This is a genomic window from Larkinella soli, from assembly GCF_003703975.1.
Lineage (GTDB): Bacteria > Bacteroidota > Bacteroidia > Cytophagales > Spirosomataceae > Larkinella > Larkinella soli.
In genome coordinates this window covers 178,666-194,894 of the sequence record NZ_QTJY01000013.1, presented here as the reverse complement: position 1 = coordinate 194,894, position 16,229 = coordinate 178,666, and the positions used below count along the sequence as shown (strand labels likewise).

Below are 16,229 nucleotides of genomic sequence, written 5' to 3'. Positions count from 1 at the left end.
GGCCACCCGACCGGGTCTGTCTGACCGGGTCTTCCGCCAAAGGCCGGGGGTTTATGGTTTCTTAAAGCGCGGAGAGACTCTCTTCCAGCGCCCTGACTTTCGCTTCGGCATCGGCCAGTTTCCGGCGTTCGCGTTCCACCACGTCCGCTTTGGCGTTGGCGACGAATTTTTCGTTGGAAAGCTTCTTCAGAACGGATTGCAGAAAGCCGCGGGTGTATTCCAGCTCCTTCTCCAGATTGGCCCGTTCCTGCTCCGCATCGATCTCCCCGGCCACGTTCACGAAGAACTCATCGCCTTTGATGATGAACGAGACGCCTTCGGCCTTCTCCGTCACGTAGCTGACCTCCGAAACCGTCGCCATCTTGCGAATCAGACCCTGGAGAGCGTCGAACCGCAGCGGGGCGCCCGTCCGAATGGCCAGCGGCAGCTCGGTCCGGGGGTTGATCTGCTTGCCGTTGCGGATGTTGCGGACCGACGAAACCACCTCGAACAGCAGCTCGAAGTCGGCCAGCAACTGGGTGTCGACGACCCCGGCTTTCGGGAAGTCGGCGACGCAGATGCTTTCCTGGTCGGCCCGTTCGCGGATGTCCTGCCAGATTTCCTCCGAAATGAACGGCATAAACGGATGGGCGACTTTCATCAGCCGCTCGAAGAAGTCGATGGTGGCTTCGTAAATCTCCCGGCTGATGGGCTGCTCGAAGCCGGGTTTGATCATCTCCAGATACTGCGAGCAGAAATCGTCCCAGATCAGCTTGTAAACCGTATGCAGGGCGTCCGACATGCGGTATTTGCCGAAGTGGTCTTCCAGTTCGTTCAGCGTCTGGTTCAGCCGCGATTCGAACCAGCGGACGGCCAGTCGGCTGTCGCCGGGATCGGCCGTTTCGCTTACCGTCCAGCCCTTCACGAGCCGGAAGGCGTTCCAGATCTTGTTACAGAAGTTGCGGCCCTGCTCACACAGTTTTTCGTCGAACAGCAGATCGTTGCCGGCGGGTGAACTGAACAGCATCCCCGTCCGGACGCCGTCGGCCCCATACTGGCCGATCAGGTCGAGCGGATCGGGCGAGTTGCCGAGCGATTTGGACATTTTGCGGCCGAGCTTGTCGCGCACGATACCGGTCAGATATACATTGCGGAACGGCTCGCGGCCTTTGTATTCGTAGCCGGCAATGATCATGCGGGCCACCCAGAAGAACAGAATTTCGGGGGCCGTCACGAGGTCGTTGGTCGGATAATAATACTTGATGTCGGCGTTATCGGGGTCTTTCAGCCCGTCGAAAACCGACATGGGCCAGAGCCAGGCCGAAAACCAGGTGTCCAGCACGTCTTCGTCCTGCGTCAGGTCGGCTTCGCTGAGGGCAAAAAGCTGGTAGCGATCGCGGGCGATGCGCAGGGCGTCGCGCTTGGTTTTCGCCACGATCACGGTACCGTCTTTCATGTAGAAAGCCGGAATCCGGTGTCCCCACCAGAGTTGGCGGCTGATGCACCAGTCGTGGACGTTCTCCATCCAGGAGCGGTACATATTCTTGAATTTGGCCGGGTGCAGCTGGATGGTGTCGTTCATGACGTTCTCCAGCGCCGGCCGGGCCAGCTCCTTCATCTTCAGAAACCACTGAAGCGACAGTTTCGGCTCGATGACGGCGTTGGTCCGTTCCGAAAAACCGACGTTCGACTTATACTCCTCGGCTTTGACTAGATGGCCTTTCTCTTCCAGTTCGCGGATGATGGCCTTCCGGGCCGCAAACCGGTCCTGGCCGACCAGAATCTGCGCCTTTTCATTCAGCGTGCCGTCGTCGTTTAGAATGTCGATGACCGGCAGGTTGTGCTTCAGGCCCAGTTCGTAGTCGTTCGGGTCGTGGGCGGGCGTCACCTTGAGGCAGCCCGTTCCGAATTCCATCGTGACGTATTCGTCCGTAATGATCGGAATCGCCCGGTTGATCAGCGGAATCAGCGCTTTTTTGCCGTGCAGGTGGGTATACCGCTCGTCGTTCGGGTTGACGGCGATGGCGACGTCGGCCATGATCGTCTCCGGGCGGACGGTGGCGATGGTGATGTAGTCGGCCGCCAGGCGGTGTTCCGCATCTGTCTCTCCGTCGACCGGCGTATGGCCGTCGACGATCTCATACCGGATGTAACAGAGTTTCTGCTGCACCTCTTTGGTGATGACCTCCTCGTCCGAAACCGCCGTCCGGCCCTGCGGGTCCCAGTTCACCATCCGGACGCCCCGGTAGATATGGCCTTTATTGAAGAGGTCGACGAAGACGTCGATCACCGAATCATACAGGGCCGGTTCCATCGTGAAGCGGGTCCGGTCCCAGTCGCACGAAGCACCGAGTTTCCGAAGCTGCTGCAGGATGATGCCGCCGTACTTATGGGTCCACTCCCAGGCGTGTTCCAGAAATTTTTCCCGGCCGATCTCCCGTTTGTCGATGCCGCGTTCTTTCAACATCGCCACCACCCGCGCTTCCGTGGCGATGGAAGCGTGGTCGGTGCCGGGTACCCAGCAGGCATTTTTCCCCTCCATCCGGGCCTTCCGGATCAGCACATCCTGAATGGTATTGTTCAGCATGTGGCCCATGTGCAGCACCCCGGTCACGTTTGGTGGCGGGATGATGATGGTATACGGTTCGCGTTCGTCGGGAGTGGAATGAAAAAAGCGGTGATCGATCCAGTACTGATACCACTTTTCCTCAATCTCTTTCGGATTATAGGTTTTCGAAATCATGGTGCAAAATTAGTCAATTCGGAACGGGTGCGAAAACGAAAGCATAGGTTTGGTAGTTTTACTTTGGCACCTTAACCGCTGCACACCATGGAATTCGGAAAAGTACCTGACGTCGATGCAGTCGATTTCAGCCTGCCGCCCGACCATCCGTTCAACCGGAAAGTCTGGGACAACGTCGAGCCGACCGCCCACCCCGAAGTCTTCATCGGAGGGCCGGTCTGGGCCAATAAGAATTATATCGGAAAAGTGTATCCCTCCCAGGCCCGGGAGCGGGATTTTCTTCATTATTATACGCGGCAGTTCAATACCGTCGAACTCAACAGCACCCATTATCATATTCCGTCCCCGTCGATGGTGGAGAAGTGGAAGCAGGAAGCCGCCGGTTCGCCCATCCGACCCGGTTTCGCCTACTGCCCCAAATTTCCGCAGATCATCAGTCACGAACACGGACTGGTCGCGGCCGAAGACCTGACGGAGGAATTTGTCGACGCGGTTTTGAGCCTGGAAGAGTATCTGGGCACGACGTTTCTCCAGTTGCCGCCGTCGTTCGAGCCGGCGCGCTGGCCGGTGGTGGAGAGGTACCTGAAAAGCCTGCCGGACGATCTGGAAGTGGCCGTCGAGTTTCGTCATCCCACCTGGTTCAGCCGGCCCGAGGTCTGGCAGCGGACGCTGGAAGGGCTTTATGCGCTGCGCCGGGACCTGGTGATGACCGATGTCGCCGGACGGCGCGATGTGCTGCACATGAGCCTGACCAGTCCGGTTCTGGTGCTGCGGTTCATCGGTAACGAGGGCCATCCGAGCGATTACCGACGCGTCGACGCCTGGGTCGAACGGCTGAACGAATGGTTCCGGAAGGGCCTGCAAACCGCCTATCTGTTCGTCCACGGCGGGGGCGAAAACGACACCGCTCCGGAGCTGATCCGGTATTGGGTGCGGAAACTGAACACCGTCTGTGGTCTCAACCTGCACGAGCCCACCATCCGGCCCGAAGTAGTTCAGGGAAGTTTGTTTTGATTTCAGAACCGTTCCCCGTACTTTTGCGCTATGAATTTTTCCAAAGCCACGCATCACCATCCTCATTCTGTCCGGTAGTTTCAGACGGAACGGATGTGTCTTTGGGGTTAAGCAACGAAAAAACGAATCTCCCGATACCCAACCCGGTTCTGTCATCGAACCGGGTTTTTTGTTATGAAAACGGTCATAATCAAGTACAATGCCGGAAACGTTCAGTCGGTGATGTATGCCCTCGACCGCCTGGGCGCCGGCTACCTGCTGACCGACGACGAAGCTGAAATCCGGTCGGCCGACAAGGTAATTTTCCCCGGTGTGGGCGAAGCCAGCACCGCCATGGCTTACCTGCGGGAGCGGGGGCTGGATCGGGTGATTCCCTCCCTGAAACAGCCGGTGCTGGGTACGTGCGTCGGTATGCAGCTGCTCTGTCGGTATTCCGAAGAAGGTGATACCGAGTGCATGGGTGTTTTCGACGTCGATGTCCGGCGGTTTCCGGCGCTGCCCGGCTTCAAGGTGCCGCACATGGGCTGGAACAACCTGACCGACCTCAACGGCCCGCTGACCGCCGGGCTGGCGCCGGACCCGTATGTGTATTTCGTGCACAGCTACTGCGCCGACGTCTGCCCCGAAACCGTGGGGGTCTGCCACTATGTCCGCCCGTTCAGCGCCATGCTGCAAAAGGACAATTTCTACGCGGCCCAGTTCCACGCCGAAATCAGCGGGGACGTCGGGCAGCGCATCCTCGAAAATTTTCTGAACATCTGATGACCGCCGGTAACGGCAACCGTAACGATGCACATTATCCCCGCCATCGACCTGATTGAAGGCAAAGCCGTCCGGCTGACGCAGGGCGATTACAGCCGGAAGAAAGAATACAACGCCCGCCCGCTCGAAGTGGCGCAGCAGTTCGAGGATGCCGGCCTGACGCGCCTGCACCTGGTCGACTTGGACGGGGCGAAGCAGAAGCGGGTCGTCAACTGGAAAGTGCTGGAACTGATTGCGGGCAAAACGCGGCTGCACATCGACTTCGGGGGCGGGGTGCAGTCCGACGAGGATTTACGCATCGTGTTCGATTCGGGCGCGCGGCAGGTAACCGGCGGCAGCATTGCCGTCAAAAATCCGGACCTGTTCGAAAGCTGGCTGAAGCAGTTCGGGCCGGAGGCCATCATCCTCGGCGCCGACGCCCGCAACGAGAAGATCGCCGTCGGCGGCTGGGAGGAAGCCACCGAAATGTGGGTATACGACTTCGTCGAGAAGTACGTGGAGAAAGGCATCAAGTACGCCATCAGCACGGATGTCGCCAAAGACGGTTTGCTCCAGGGCCCCTCCTTCGACCTGTACCGCGAGTTGCAGGACCGGTTTCCGGATCTGGCGATCATCGCCAGCGGTGGGGTAAGCGGCATGGGAGACATTGAAAAACTGGCCGAAATGAAGCTGTTTGGGGTGATTGTCGGCAAGGCTATTTACGAGGGAAGAATTTCACTGAACCAGCTGACGGCTTTTATTGAACAGATGAAATAAGCCTGGCCGCCGGCCGGACCCATTGCCATGCTAACGAAACGAATCATTCCCTGCCTCGATATCAAGGACGGCCGGACCGTCAAGGGCACCCACTTCGTCAACCTCCGCGACGCCGGGGACCCGGTCGAGCTGGGCGCCATCTACGCCCGGCAGGGTGCCGACGAGCTGGTTTTTCTGGACATTACGGCTACCGTGGAGGGCCGCAAAACGCTGATCGAACTGGTCCGGAAAGTGGCGCATACCGTCAACATTCCGTTTACGGTCGGCGGGGGCATCTCGACCAAAGCCGATGTCTCGGCCCTGCTGAACGCCGGAGCCGACAAGATTTCCATCAACTCCTCGGCCGTGCGGAACCCCGGCCTGGTTGATGAGCTGGCGCGGGAGTTCGGCAGCCAGTGCATCGTAGTCGCCATCGACACCCGGTTTGTGGACGGTGAGCACATCGTGCATACCCACGGCGGCCGCACACCGACGGAATTCCGCACCATTCCCTGGGCGAAGGAGGTCGAAAACCGGGGCGCCGGCGAAATCCTGCTGACTTCGATGGATACCGACGGCACCAAAGCCGGCTTCGCCACCGAACTGACCGCCCGGATTTCCGGGGCCGCCAACATCCCGGTCATTGCCTCGGGCGGAGCCGGTACAATGGACCATTTTGTGGACGTTTTCACGACCGGAAAGGCCGATGCCGGTCTGGCCGCCAGCATCTTTCACTTCAAGGAAATCGAAATACCGGCGCTGAAGCAGTATCTCGTCGGCCGGGGGGTCCCGATGCGGACCACCGCCTGAAAAACCGCCGGTCGTTAAACCATTAATCTAAACCGATGATTCCAATCGACTTTACCAAATCGCCGGACGGCCTCGTTCCGGCCGTCATTCAGGATGCCGAAACCGGCCGGGTGCTGATGCTCGGGTACATGAATGCCGAAGCCTACGAAAAAACCGGCCGCGAGGGCATCGTTACTTTCTTCAGCCGCAGCAAACAGCGGCTCTGGACCAAGGGCGAAACCTCCGGCAATTTTCTCCATGTGCGGCAGATGATGGTCGACTGCGACGGCGATACGCTGCTGATCAAGGTGAATCCCGCCGGCCCGACCTGCCACACCGGGGCTGATACCTGCTTCAATGAGGTGAACCGGGGCAGGGGCCTGTTTCTCAATTACCTGCAAAACATCATCCGCGACCGGAAGCAGAACCCGACCGAAGCGTCCTACACGGCGAAGCTGTTCGCCAGGGGCGTCAACAAGATTGCCCAGAAGGTAGGGGAGGAGGCCGTCGAGCTGGTGATCGAGGCCAAAGACAATAACGACGAGCTTTTTAAAGGGGAAGCGGCCGATCTGATGTTTCATTATCTGGTGCTGCTCGAACAGAAAAATATCGACCTCGACGACATCATTGCGGTTCTGCAGGAACGGCACGCCAAACAATAGATGAAGGTTTGAAGTTTGTCCTTTGTTGTCGATTTCATTTATTGCATCGCCATCAATCTTCAAACCTCAAACGTGTTATGGGTCTTATTATTCGCATTCTCATCAGCGCGGTCGCGGTGATGGTTGCCGCCTACGTGATTCCGGGCGTTTCGGTAGCCAGTTTCGGCACCGCACTCATCGTAGCCATCGTTCTGGGCTTACTGAACGCCTTCGTCAAACCAATTCTTGTTTTTCTCACCATTCCGATCACCATCCTCACCCTCGGGCTGTTCTATCTGGTCCTCAACGTCCTGATGGTCTATCTGACCGACTATCTGGTCGCCGGCTTCGGGGTGAGCGGTTTCATAGCCGCCCTGCTGTTCAGCCTTCTGGTGTCCGTCGTGACCTGGCTGATCGACTCGATCATCAACTAATCACCTCCTGTCCCTATGAAAAGCCACACTTTGTTGATAATGAGTTTCTTATTGGTTCCGGCGGCTGCCTACAGCCAGTGCGATCCCCCTTCGCCGGCCCAGACGGCGGCCTACGAACGGGTGGTGAAAGAGCTTCAGAATCAATTCCGCAACCACCCTCCCTCGGGCGACTGGCAGGTTTTCGACGAACGTCATTCGCTGGGGAAACTGGAACTCAGCGACGAGTACGGCAAAATCTTCCGGGTTTGCGGGGATCGCTATGACCTGACGTTCCAGCGCGGCAATGCCGCCCGCCGGCAGCGCGCCCGGGCCGACAGCGCCAAGGCCATCGGGGACACCATCACTACCCAGCAGCATTCGCTGGTGCTGAGCACGGACTCCGTATATAAGGAAGCGGATCCGGGCCGCACCGGCCGCCTGGCGGAATCGGCCGTCGATATCAACGTGGAGATGAACGCCGGTAACTACCGGGTCGAGGAACCCATCAGCAACCGGTTCGCGGCTTCCCATAAAACCATCAAGGTCAACGGCGCCCCGCTGGCGCTGCAGATCACGCTCAAGCCCGATCAGTCCGGCATCGCGGCCCGGCCGGAGACGGTGGTGCTGCTTGGTAACTGGAAAAATAACCTTCGTACCAGTGCCAAAGGGGATAAACTGTACCATTATTCGTATACGAAGGGTGGAAATCTGATCGAAAATCTGGTCGTCACGATTAAGGCGCCTTTCGACGTGGCCGAGGAAATCGTCCGGAAGGTAGACTGGCAGGCCATCAGCAATACGCTGACGAAATAGCAGGCGGCCGGATGGCTTTAATCGGTTGCTTTTTCCGTCCGCCATACCGGAAAACACGCTTCGTTGTGGTACTTTTGCGGCATGAAGAGTATTGTCGTTTATTGCGGATCGAGCCCGGGAACCAACCCGGTATATAAGCAAGTGGCCCAGGAACTCGGCGAAAAGCTGGCCGAACGGGACATCCGGCTGATCTACGGAGGGGGGAATCTGGGTCTGATGGGAACCGTCGCCGATGCGGTTTTGTCCAGTGGCGGTCAGGTAACCGGTGTTATCCCAAACTTCCTGGCGGCTCTCGAAGTGGCTCATGCCACCCTGACGGAACTCCACTTCGTGGAAACCATGCACGAACGGAAGTTCAGGATGGTGCAGCTCGCCAAAGGGGTGGTGGCCCTGCCGGGCGGCTACGGAACCTTCGACGAATTATTCGAAATTCTGGCCTGGCGGCAACTGAAACTTTACGAGGGTCCGGTTGCCGTTCTGAACATAAACGGCTATTTCGACCTGACGCTTCAGCAACTGGACCTTATGGTGGAGGACGGCTTTCTGAAGCCTGAAAACCGGGAGATCCTGATCGTAACGGAGACGGTAGATGACTTATTGGCCCGCATCGAAGCCCTTTGGGAAGAACCGGTCTAAATGTCGGTGTCGCTGGGGTCGGAGAACTGAATGAGCAGGAAGAAGGTAAAACCGGCGATGAACACCCAGCCGACCAGCAACCCCTTGGACAGATAGACGATGCCCAGGGCGAGGCCGACGATACAGAAAATTATATTGAGAAGCGTCCGGACGGTTTCGCGATACATCTCCGAAACCCGCGGTTCGGTCGCTTTTCTGCTTCGCTTTCGAAAAAGTCCCATACGGTTTTCGATACCGCTTGCCGGTACCGGTCTGAATATACATAAAAGCTGGACTATCCAACTGATTTTCATAAACTTTCACAGCAAAAACCGGGCCTCCCCGCAATTGTGGCACTCGATTTGACAACAATACCGTAAACTAACGGGAAAGGCTTCTTCGTTATACTAACTAATCAACTTCTCCCTTTGCAGCGAATGAAATTCGGGGTAAGTGTTCTGTTGGGACTTTCGGTCGTAATCGGTCGCGTGGCCGTGGCCCAGCAGGAAAGTGCATCCAAAGCTGAAAATCTTGGTAATCAGGTAAATTCGGAATATAACGAGGTCAATCCGATGATTTCGCCCGATGGGCGTACGCTTTATTTTGCCCGGATCAGCCACCCTCAGAATACGCACGGAAACAAAGGCAGCCAGGATATCTGGTTTTCAGAACTGGATCAGGCCAACCAGTGGACGCCCGCCCGCCGATTGGCCTCTCCCCTCAATAAGGACGAATACAACTGCGCCTACAGCATCACGCCCGACGGCAATACCATGCTGATCAAAGGGGCTTATACCGCCGGAAATTACGAAACCCGGGGCTTTTCGATCAGCAAACGCACCGGCACCGGCTGGTCGGCCCCGCAGAAGATCAATATCCCCGGCTACGAGAAACTCAGCAAGGGACAATATGACTGCGGCTACCTTTCCGCCGACGGCAAGGTGCTCGTGATGGCGTTCAGCGAAAAGAAAAACAGCCGGGAAGACGATCTGTACGTCAGTTTCCGCCAGAAAGACGGCTCCTGGACCAAACCGGTCGATCTGGGGCCGGAGGTCAATACCGGTGGAACCGAAACTACGCCGTTCCTGGCCGCCGACGGGGCTACGCTTTACTTCTCCAGCGACCGGCCCGGCGGGTCCGGCAGTAACGATATTTATGTAACCCGGCGGGTCGATAAAACCTGGAAGCACTGGTCGAAGCCGGTGAATCTGGGTCCGGCGATCAATACCGACGGCTACGACGCCTATTATTCCGTGTCGGCTTCGGGTGAGTACGCCTACATGACCACCTTCAAGAATACGCTCGGAAAAGGCGACATCGTCCGGATCAAACTTATCGACGACAAAAACGACAAAACCGCCCCGGCCGAAACCCGCCCCGACCCCGTGGCGCTGGTTAGCGGGAAGGTGATCGACCAGAAAACCGGTCAGCCCATCGAAGCCCGGATCGTGTACCAGACCCTGCCCGACGGCGCGGAGGCCGGTGAAGCCACTTCCGACCCGGTCACGGGCGAATATAAGATCGTGCTGCCCTACGGCAAGAAATACAGTATGCGGGCCATCGCGCCTAATTTCATCGCCGAAGGCGGCAACATCGACCTGACTGAAACCAAAGGCTTCCAGGAAATCAAGGGGCAGGAACTGACGCTGGTGCCCATCGAAGTGGGCCGGGCCGTTCGTCTGAACAATATTTTCTTCGATCTGGGGAAAGCCACGCTGCGGGAGGAGTCCTTTCCCGAACTGGACCGCATGGTGATTACGCTCAACGAGAATCCGAAAATGACCATCGAACTCGGCGGCCATACCGACAATTCCGGGTCGAACGAATTCAACCTGAAGTTGTCGCAGGACCGGGCCGATGCCGTCCGCGAGTACTTCATCGGCAAAGGCATCGAGCCGGACCGCATCGCCAGCAAAGGCTACGGCGAAGCGAAACCCGTGGCTACCAACGACAGCGAGGTGGGCAAACAGGCCAACCGGCGGGTGGAGTTCGTCATCAAAAAGAAATAATCTTCTGCGGAAATCACTTCACCGTGGGCATAAAAAAAGGCCGGCCGGGAAAGGTTTCCCGCCGGCTTTTCAATTCAATCAGTTGGTTTATTAATCCAGACCCGGCCGGAGAAAAGTCCGGGCATCGGGAAACGTTCCTTCCATCTGCCGGCGAATCCGGTCGAGCAGCACCAGCATATCCAGCACCTCGTCGGTCTTTTCCGGGTAGTTGTTCAGCAGCGTGTGCCAGGCCAGCAGCGAGCGATCCACGCTGACCAGCACCAGTTTCGCCTTGCCGTTGAAATACTCCGACAGGGTTTTATTGCCGTCCGGCGACTGGTTGATCTGCAGGGCGGAGATCACCTTCACCGGGATGAGCGTACGATACCATTTGATGATTTCCCAGGCATCCTTGAGCGTGTTCAGCAGCCCGAGGGCTTCCTCTTCCGACCGAAGGCCCAGATTCACCTCGAAGGCCTGCTGATGGCCGGCCTGCCGGAGCAGGTCCTTCTCTTCCTTCAGCCAGACGGCCGTTTCGCGCAGGTATTCGTCACACAGGGCGGCCAGCGGGCTTTTCTTCGGCTCATTGGCGTACAGACCGGCCGCTTCTGCTTCCTGCGTCACGACCTGGGCCTCCGACAGGGCTTCCCGCTGCCGGGCTTTATGAACATACGCCTTCGTCTGTTCCAACGCTTCCATCAGTCGTTTCACCAGCGTTTCCGCATCCATATCCTGCTGCTTGAGACCATCAGGATAGTGTTGAGAGAAATTCCGGCACCGTTTGGTAAACAGGCACCGTTCACACCACGAATCACAATAATTGTATATGCCCGGTATCAACTCCGCTTTCTCTTCCATTGGGTTGTACGTTTATGGTTACGTTGGATTTTTATAAAAATAACACGAAAACCAGTTGCCTGTATATCATACTGTTGGATTAATTAATTTTTAATAATTCCTATTGTAAAATTGCAAAACCGGCATAGATCCTTCGGTTGATTGCATTCTTTAGATAGACTCGCTTCGGTTAAGTTTAATCGTCGATCAAAAAAGAAAATAGTACTTTAGGGAGTAGCAAATTCCCTGCCTGATTTTATGAAACGCCTGATTTTAATTTTCACCCTTCTGGCACAACTGGCCCAGGCCCAGAGCGGCCGGCATCTCCCGCCGGATTCGGTGGCTTCTCTGGTCCGTCGGCATTACAATGACCGGCAGCCCGATTCCATCTATGCGTTGGCCGGCGAGGTTTTCCGCCGGCAGATTTCGGCGGAACAGTTCCGGCTGGTGACCGGCGGGCTGTTCGGCCAGACCGGTCGGTGGAAATCGGTGGAGCGGAGAAGTACGGCGGGGGAGGTGGTTCGGTATAAGGCGGTATTCGAGCGGGCAAAGATGGATTTCCACCTCAGCCTGGATGCTCAAGGCAAATTGCATACATTCCTGTTCCGGCCTTTTGAAGAGGATCTGCCCGACCGGAAGACCCCCGCGCTCAGCAGCAATCCGCTCCGGACGGCCTTCGACCGGGAGGTGGATACGGTGGTGCAGCCCTATATCCGTCGGCAGAATACCGTCGGTCTGTCCATCGGCCTGCTCCGGAACGACAGCCTCTGGGTCTACGGATATGGAGAAACCGGACGGGATAGCGGAAAGATTCCCGACGAAACGACCCTGTTTGAAATCGGGTCGATTACCAAGACTTTCACGGCAACGCTGCTGATGGACGCGGTCCGGCGTGGAGAAGTGCGGCTCGACGATCCGATTAACCGGTATCTGCCCGACTCCATCCCGGCCCTACAGAAAGACGGTATTCCCGTGACGCTGAAAACGCTGTCCAATCATACCTCCGGGCTGCCCCGGCTTCCGGCCAACCTGTTCACCTTTGCCACGAATATGAACAATCCCTACCGGCACTACGGTCGGAAGGAACTGTATGCCTTTCTGAAAACCGTTACCCTTCCGCGCCGGCCCGGCGAACAGTATGAGTACTCCAACCTGGCCGTCGGTCTGCTGGGAACGGTCCTGGAAAATGTCGCCGGGAAACCCTTTGAAGAACTGGTGCGGGAGCGCATTACCCGGCCGCTCGGAATGGAACATACGGTCATCGCGCTGGGTGATCAGGACAAGGCGGCTTTTGCGCAGGGGCACGACGCGAAGGGTAACCCGGTGTCGTCCTGGGAATTTCAGGCCCTGACGGCGGCCGGAGGGATTCGGTCCGACGTGCGGGACCTGATCCGGTATCTGAAAGCAGAACTGGGTAATGGCCCGGCCAGACTGGTCAGCGCCATGAAGCAGACTCAGGAAACTACGTTTAAAAACGGCGATACTTCCGTCGGATTGGGCTGGCACCGCCGGACCGAAGCCGCCCGCCCCTGGTACTGGCACCAGGGAGGAACCGGCGGCTTCGTCACTTTCACGGCGTTTAATCCGGACCGCCGGACGGCCGTCGTCCTCCTGACCAACAGCCAGAACCCGATTGATACCCTGACCGCCGGGCTGCTCAGCCTCCTGGAAAAAAACTGATGCCATGTTCTCAACGATAAGCATTCTGGGCTGCGGCTGGCTGGGGCTGCCGCTGGCCGAACGGCTTGTGCAGGCCGGTTTTCAGGTGAAAGGCAGCACGACTTCCGCCGAAAAACTGGCGCTGCTCGAACAAAAGGGGATTCGTCCCTTCCTGCTCCGGCTGAATCCGCAGCCGGAAGGCGAACATCTCCGGGATTTTCTGACCGCCGATGCCCTCATCATCAATATACCGCCTAAAGCCGGGCAGATGGGCGACGGGTTTCATCCCGAACAGATCCGAAACCTCGTCCGGTTGTTCCGGGAAACGGACACGCTTCCGCCGTACCTTATGTATATAAGTTCCACTTCGGTCTATCCGGACCTGAACCGGGAAATGACCGAATCGGACGTGGTGGTACCCGGGCAGTCGGCGGCACCGGCCTATGTGGAAGCGGAACTGGAACTGCTGGCGCTGGGCCATACGACCGTCCTGCGGTTCGGCGGTCTGCTGGGGTATGACCGGATTCCGGGGCGCTATGTGGCCGGGAAGAAAGGGCTGACCACGGGAGCCGTGCCGGTCAACTATATACACCGGGACGATGGAGTCGCCGTACTTGAGGCTCTGCTGCGGCAACCGCAGCCCGGCCGGACGTTCAACGTGGTGGCACCCCGGCACCCCACGCGGGAGGCTGTTTACCGGAAAAACAGCGAAGATTTCGGCTACGAACTACCCACCTTCACCGAACCTGAAACTCCGGCCCCGTTTAAAATCATCAGTTCCCGGGAGTTGCAGCAAACCGTTGGATATGCGTTCAGGTATGACGACCCGCTGAAGTTCTTTTACCGACCCCGTTAAAATCTCCATTTCGCCCGCACCGAGATATTCCGGCCCGGATCGTCGGCATAATACCGGAAGCGGTTCAGGTAATCGCGGTAGCGCGTATTGAAAAGGTTGGTCACCGTCAGACCCAGTTCGACGGCCCGCTCGGGCCGGACGGGGAGGGAAAGGCCGGCACTCAGGCTCCAGAGGGCGTAGGCGGGCGGGGGCGGGGCAAAGTCGCTGTTTTCTGGCACCCGATTCTGCCGGGCCACCCACCGGTTTTCGACGCCGACAAAGGTTTCCCGCAGACGTCCCCATTTGCCGATCTCGTAGCGCAGGCCGTTTTCCCAGCGGTTGGGCGGGGTCATCACCAGCGGCTGACGGTTGATCCGGTCCTGAACGTACAGCAGCGATAATTTGGAGGTGCCGCTGAGCCGGGGCCATAGCTGCGCCGTCAGGCTTGCGTCCAGACCGGTATAGAGCGCGTTGGTCTGGGTGTAGCGGAAAGCCGGAAAGGCCCCCCGGATCGTCAGGATCGGCTCCGGCTGAGGCTTCAGATAAATATAATTCCTGATGGTATTGTAAAACAGGCTTACCTCCGCCTGGAGCCGCTTTCCGGTATATTCCGCACTTAGATTCAGGTTGTAGGCCACCTCGGGCCGGAGGGTCCGGTCGCCCCGCTCGTAGGCGGCCGCGCCGTGGTGAACGCCGTCGCTGAACAGTTCGCTGACGTTGGGCGCACGCCAGGAGGTTCCGGCATGGAAGCGCGTCGTCCATTGTTCGGACGGGCTGTAAGCTGCGCCGACAGTCCCCGACAGGTTGCCGAAAACGAAAACCGGTGTTTCCAGCGTCTGCCGTTCATACCGGAACACCTGCATACGGCGATAGTCATAGCGCAGGCCGGCTTCGTATTCCCACCGGTTTACCTTCAGCTTCTCGATCCAGAAAATCCCGGCATGGTAAGTCCGGAAGTTCGGAATGAGCGGACGTCCGTTCATGATGTTGAACTGGTACAGACCGCTCAGGCCGATACGGCCCTGGAGCCGGCCGTCGACCGGTTTGTGCTCGAAAACCGCATCGCCGGTAAAAGTGGTGAGCTGAAACCGGAGTTCGGGCCGGTTCAGGGCCGCCAGGGAGTCGTTTTTAGGCCGGTGAAGATCATATTCGGAGCGGTCGTCGAACTGCCGGGCCAGCGTCAGGCTGAGTTCACCGCCGGCTTTCGGCTTCCAGGCGGTCCGCCATTTGAGCAGGTCATGTCGAATTTGCTGATACGGACGGTCGATGCGGTAGCTGAAGCCGGTTTTAACGAGCGGTTCTCCGTTTTCAAGCACCTTCTGCAGGTCGGTCAGGCTGCCGATATGGGAGCCGGAAAAAATTCCGAGCCGGGTCGTGAAGCGGCTGTAAAACAGTTCGGAGCGAAACCGGGACGTCCGGTATCCCGCCGAGGCCGAGAAGTTCCGTTCGGCGATGCCCGTATTGTCGAGAAAATAATTCGGGGTGCGAAGCGAGCCGCCCCGTTTGATCGTTCCCTGAACCCGCCAGCTGAATCCTTTGCCTGCTGCTCCCTCGGTCTGAAGGGATGCAACTCCCTGACGGCCGTTGCTGAACCCGACCCCGTTCAGTTCACCCCGGATGCCGGGCGTCACCGGCAGGGGAGCCGGTTCGACCAGAATGACCCCGCCGATGGCGTCGGGGCCGTATTGCACCCCCGCGGCCCCTTTCACCACCTTGATCCGGCCGGCCACGAACGGGTCGATCTCCGGGGCATGTTCCGAACCCCATTGCTGGCCCTCCTGCCGGACGCCGTTGTTCAGAATCAGGACACGATTGCTGTGCATACCGTGAATGACCGGTTTGGCGATAGACGACCCGGTCTGAAGGGTGGTTATGCCGGTAAGCCCCTGCAACGCTTCGCCCAGCGACCGCCCGCGGGTCTGGTCGAGCGATTTTCCCTCCAGGGTCGAAACCGTCTGGCCGGCCGTGACGTCGGTGCGCTGGGCCGTGACGTTGATGTCCTGCAGGTGGACGTCGGCTTCATCGAGCAGCAGGTTCTGCTCCGAGGTATGTTCCAGCACGATCGTCTGGGCCGACTCGCGATAACCGAGAATCCTGCTTATCAGCGTATAACGGCCCTGGCAGAGGTTATCAATCCGGTATACACCAAGGGTATCGGTCGTGGTGCCTTTGTTCAACTCTTTGATGAAGACGGCCGCACCGGACAGGGGCTGCCGCGTCTCCTTGTCCAGCACGAGTCCCCGGACCGTACAGTCGCACCGAAGCTGGGCCACAGTGGGGAAACCGTTCCCCAACAAAAGCAGAGAAAACAGAAAAGTATTAAAAAAAATCCTTTTTAGCCTGTTTTTCAACGAGTTGTCAATTTAAGCAGGTTGCAAATTTATTAAATTTGCAACTACGTTGCAA

Annotated in this window: 15 protein-coding genes; 11 read left to right on the top strand and 4 right to left on the bottom strand. The window is 58.0% G+C overall.

The genetic code is table 11. The features are described 5' to 3' along the window. Window positions 1-61: 61 nt before the first annotated feature. Window positions 62-2,722 carry a valine--tRNA ligase gene (locus DX909_RS21515; protein ID WP_128547281.1) on the bottom strand — a complete coding sequence of 887 codons (2,661 nt, stop codon included), beginning with the start codon at window positions 2,720-2,722 and terminating at the stop codon, window positions 62-64. Window positions 2,723-2,809: 87 nt separating this feature from the next. Between DX909_RS21515 and DX909_RS21510 the strand changes: the two genes are divergently transcribed. From DX909_RS21510 to DX909_RS21475, 8 genes are all read left to right on the top strand, one after another. Continuing rightward, complete coding sequence (locus DX909_RS21510) at window positions 2,810-3,736, top strand: DUF72 domain-containing protein (RefSeq protein WP_128547280.1); 927 nt, start codon at window positions 2,810-2,812, stop codon at window positions 3,734-3,736. Between the two features lie 174 nt (window positions 3,737-3,910). After that, window positions 3,911-4,498 (top strand): imidazole glycerol phosphate synthase subunit HisH, encoded by a 588-nt coding sequence (hisH, locus tag DX909_RS21505; protein ID WP_128547279.1) that lies wholly within the window; start codon window positions 3,911-3,913, stop codon window positions 4,496-4,498. 27 nt (window positions 4,499-4,525) lie between these two features. Continuing rightward, window positions 4,526-5,254 carry a 1-(5-phosphoribosyl)-5-[(5-phosphoribosylamino)methylideneamino]imidazole-4-carboxamide isomerase gene (gene hisA / locus DX909_RS21500; RefSeq protein WP_128547278.1) on the top strand — a complete coding sequence of 243 codons (729 nt, stop codon included), beginning with the start codon at window positions 4,526-4,528 and terminating at the stop codon, window positions 5,252-5,254. Window positions 5,255-5,281: 27 nt separating this feature from the next. After that, window positions 5,282-6,043: an imidazole glycerol phosphate synthase subunit HisF gene (gene hisF / locus DX909_RS21495; RefSeq protein ID WP_128547277.1), complete on the top strand. Its 762-nt coding sequence runs from the start codon at window positions 5,282-5,284 to the stop codon at window positions 6,041-6,043. Between the two features lie 35 nt (window positions 6,044-6,078). Further along, the gene (gene hisIE / locus DX909_RS21490; protein ID WP_128547276.1) at window positions 6,079-6,684 is read left to right on the top strand and encodes a bifunctional phosphoribosyl-AMP cyclohydrolase/phosphoribosyl-ATP diphosphatase HisIE; all 606 of its coding nucleotides are present in this window, start codon (window positions 6,079-6,081) and stop codon (window positions 6,682-6,684) included. A gap of 77 nt (window positions 6,685-6,761) precedes the next feature. Continuing rightward, window positions 6,762-7,097 (top strand): phage holin family protein, encoded by a 336-nt coding sequence (locus tag DX909_RS21485; protein ID WP_128547275.1) that lies wholly within the window; start codon window positions 6,762-6,764, stop codon window positions 7,095-7,097. Between the two features lie 39 nt (window positions 7,098-7,136). Then, window positions 7,137-7,889, top strand: coding sequence for a hypothetical protein (locus tag DX909_RS21480; protein WP_128547274.1), 753 nt, complete (start codon window positions 7,137-7,139; stop codon window positions 7,887-7,889). 81 nt (window positions 7,890-7,970) lie between these two features. Further along, window positions 7,971-8,525 (top strand): LOG family protein, encoded by a 555-nt coding sequence (locus tag DX909_RS21475; protein ID WP_128547273.1) that lies wholly within the window; start codon window positions 7,971-7,973, stop codon window positions 8,523-8,525. Here DX909_RS21475 and DX909_RS21470 read toward each other — a convergent pair. Further along, a complete protein-coding gene (locus tag DX909_RS21470) occupies window positions 8,522-8,746 on the bottom strand; it encodes a hypothetical protein (RefSeq protein WP_128547272.1) in 225 nt (74 codons plus the stop codon). The two genes, DX909_RS21475 and DX909_RS21470, sit on opposite strands and share 4 nt — an antisense overlap. A gap of 195 nt (window positions 8,747-8,941) precedes the next feature. Here DX909_RS21470 and DX909_RS21465 point away from each other — a divergent pair, with 195 nt between their 5' ends. Beyond that, a complete protein-coding gene (locus tag DX909_RS21465; RefSeq protein ID WP_128547271.1) occupies window positions 8,942-10,513 on the top strand; it encodes an OmpA family protein in 1,572 nt (523 codons plus the stop codon). Window positions 10,514-10,603: 90 nt separating this feature from the next. Here the strand turns inward: DX909_RS21465 and DX909_RS21460 are convergent, their stop codons facing one another. Then, window positions 10,604-11,350: a hypothetical protein gene (locus DX909_RS21460; RefSeq protein ID WP_128547270.1), complete on the bottom strand. Its 747-nt coding sequence runs from the start codon at window positions 11,348-11,350 to the stop codon at window positions 10,604-10,606. A 237-nt stretch (window positions 11,351-11,587) separates the two neighbouring features. Between DX909_RS21460 and DX909_RS21455 the strand changes: the two genes are divergently transcribed. Together DX909_RS21455 and DX909_RS21450 are read left to right on the top strand one after the other, a co-directional pair. Beyond that, window positions 11,588-13,009 (top strand): serine hydrolase, encoded by a 1,422-nt coding sequence (locus DX909_RS21455; RefSeq protein WP_128547269.1) that lies wholly within the window; start codon window positions 11,588-11,590, stop codon window positions 13,007-13,009. A 4-nt stretch (window positions 13,010-13,013) separates the two neighbouring features. Then, window positions 13,014-13,844 carry an SDR family oxidoreductase gene (locus DX909_RS21450; protein WP_128547268.1) on the top strand — a complete coding sequence of 277 codons (831 nt, stop codon included), beginning with the start codon at window positions 13,014-13,016 and terminating at the stop codon, window positions 13,842-13,844. Here DX909_RS21450 and DX909_RS21445 read toward each other — a convergent pair. Continuing rightward, window positions 13,841-16,096, bottom strand: a complete 2,256-nt coding sequence (locus tag DX909_RS21445) for a TonB-dependent receptor (protein WP_229311139.1) — start codon at window positions 16,094-16,096, stop codon at window positions 13,841-13,843. The genes DX909_RS21450 and DX909_RS21445 overlap by 4 nt on opposite strands. Window positions 16,097-16,229: the final 133 nt, after the last annotated feature.

What these genes read in the sequence shown, in the direction of transcription:
- DX909_RS21480 (WP_128547274.1), top strand. Translation starts at nt 7,137, where the DNA reads ATGAGTTTCTTATTGGTTCCGGCGGCTGCCTACAGCCAGTGCGATCCC.
- hisF (WP_128547277.1), top strand. Translation starts at nt 5,282, where the DNA reads ATGCTAACGAAACGAATCATTCCCTGCCTCGATATCAAGGACGGCCGG.
- DX909_RS21465 (WP_128547271.1), top strand. Translation starts at nt 8,942, where the DNA reads ATGAAATTCGGGGTAAGTGTTCTGTTGGGACTTTCGGTCGTAATCGGT.
- DX909_RS21510 (WP_128547280.1), top strand. Translation starts at nt 2,810, where the DNA reads ATGGAATTCGGAAAAGTACCTGACGTCGATGCAGTCGATTTCAGCCTG.
- DX909_RS21475 (WP_128547273.1), top strand. Translation starts at nt 7,971, where the DNA reads ATGAAGAGTATTGTCGTTTATTGCGGATCGAGCCCGGGAACCAACCCG.
- DX909_RS21455 (WP_128547269.1), top strand. Translation starts at nt 11,588, where the DNA reads ATGAAACGCCTGATTTTAATTTTCACCCTTCTGGCACAACTGGCCCAG.
- DX909_RS21485 (WP_128547275.1), top strand. Translation starts at nt 6,762, where the DNA reads ATGGGTCTTATTATTCGCATTCTCATCAGCGCGGTCGCGGTGATGGTT.
- hisH (WP_128547279.1), top strand. Translation starts at nt 3,911, where the DNA reads ATGAAAACGGTCATAATCAAGTACAATGCCGGAAACGTTCAGTCGGTG.
- hisIE (WP_128547276.1), top strand. Translation starts at nt 6,079, where the DNA reads ATGATTCCAATCGACTTTACCAAATCGCCGGACGGCCTCGTTCCGGCC.
- DX909_RS21460 (WP_128547270.1), bottom strand. Translation starts at nt 11,350, where the DNA reads ATGGAAGAGAAAGCGGAGTTGATACCGGGCATATACAATTATTGTGAT.
- DX909_RS21515 (WP_128547281.1), bottom strand. Translation starts at nt 2,722, where the DNA reads ATGATTTCGAAAACCTATAATCCGAAAGAGATTGAGGAAAAGTGGTAT.
- hisA (WP_128547278.1), top strand. Translation starts at nt 4,526, where the DNA reads ATGCACATTATCCCCGCCATCGACCTGATTGAAGGCAAAGCCGTCCGG.
- DX909_RS21470 (WP_128547272.1), bottom strand. Translation starts at nt 8,746, where the DNA reads ATGGGACTTTTTCGAAAGCGAAGCAGAAAAGCGACCGAACCGCGGGTT.
- DX909_RS21450 (WP_128547268.1), top strand. Translation starts at nt 13,014, where the DNA reads ATGTTCTCAACGATAAGCATTCTGGGCTGCGGCTGGCTGGGGCTGCCG.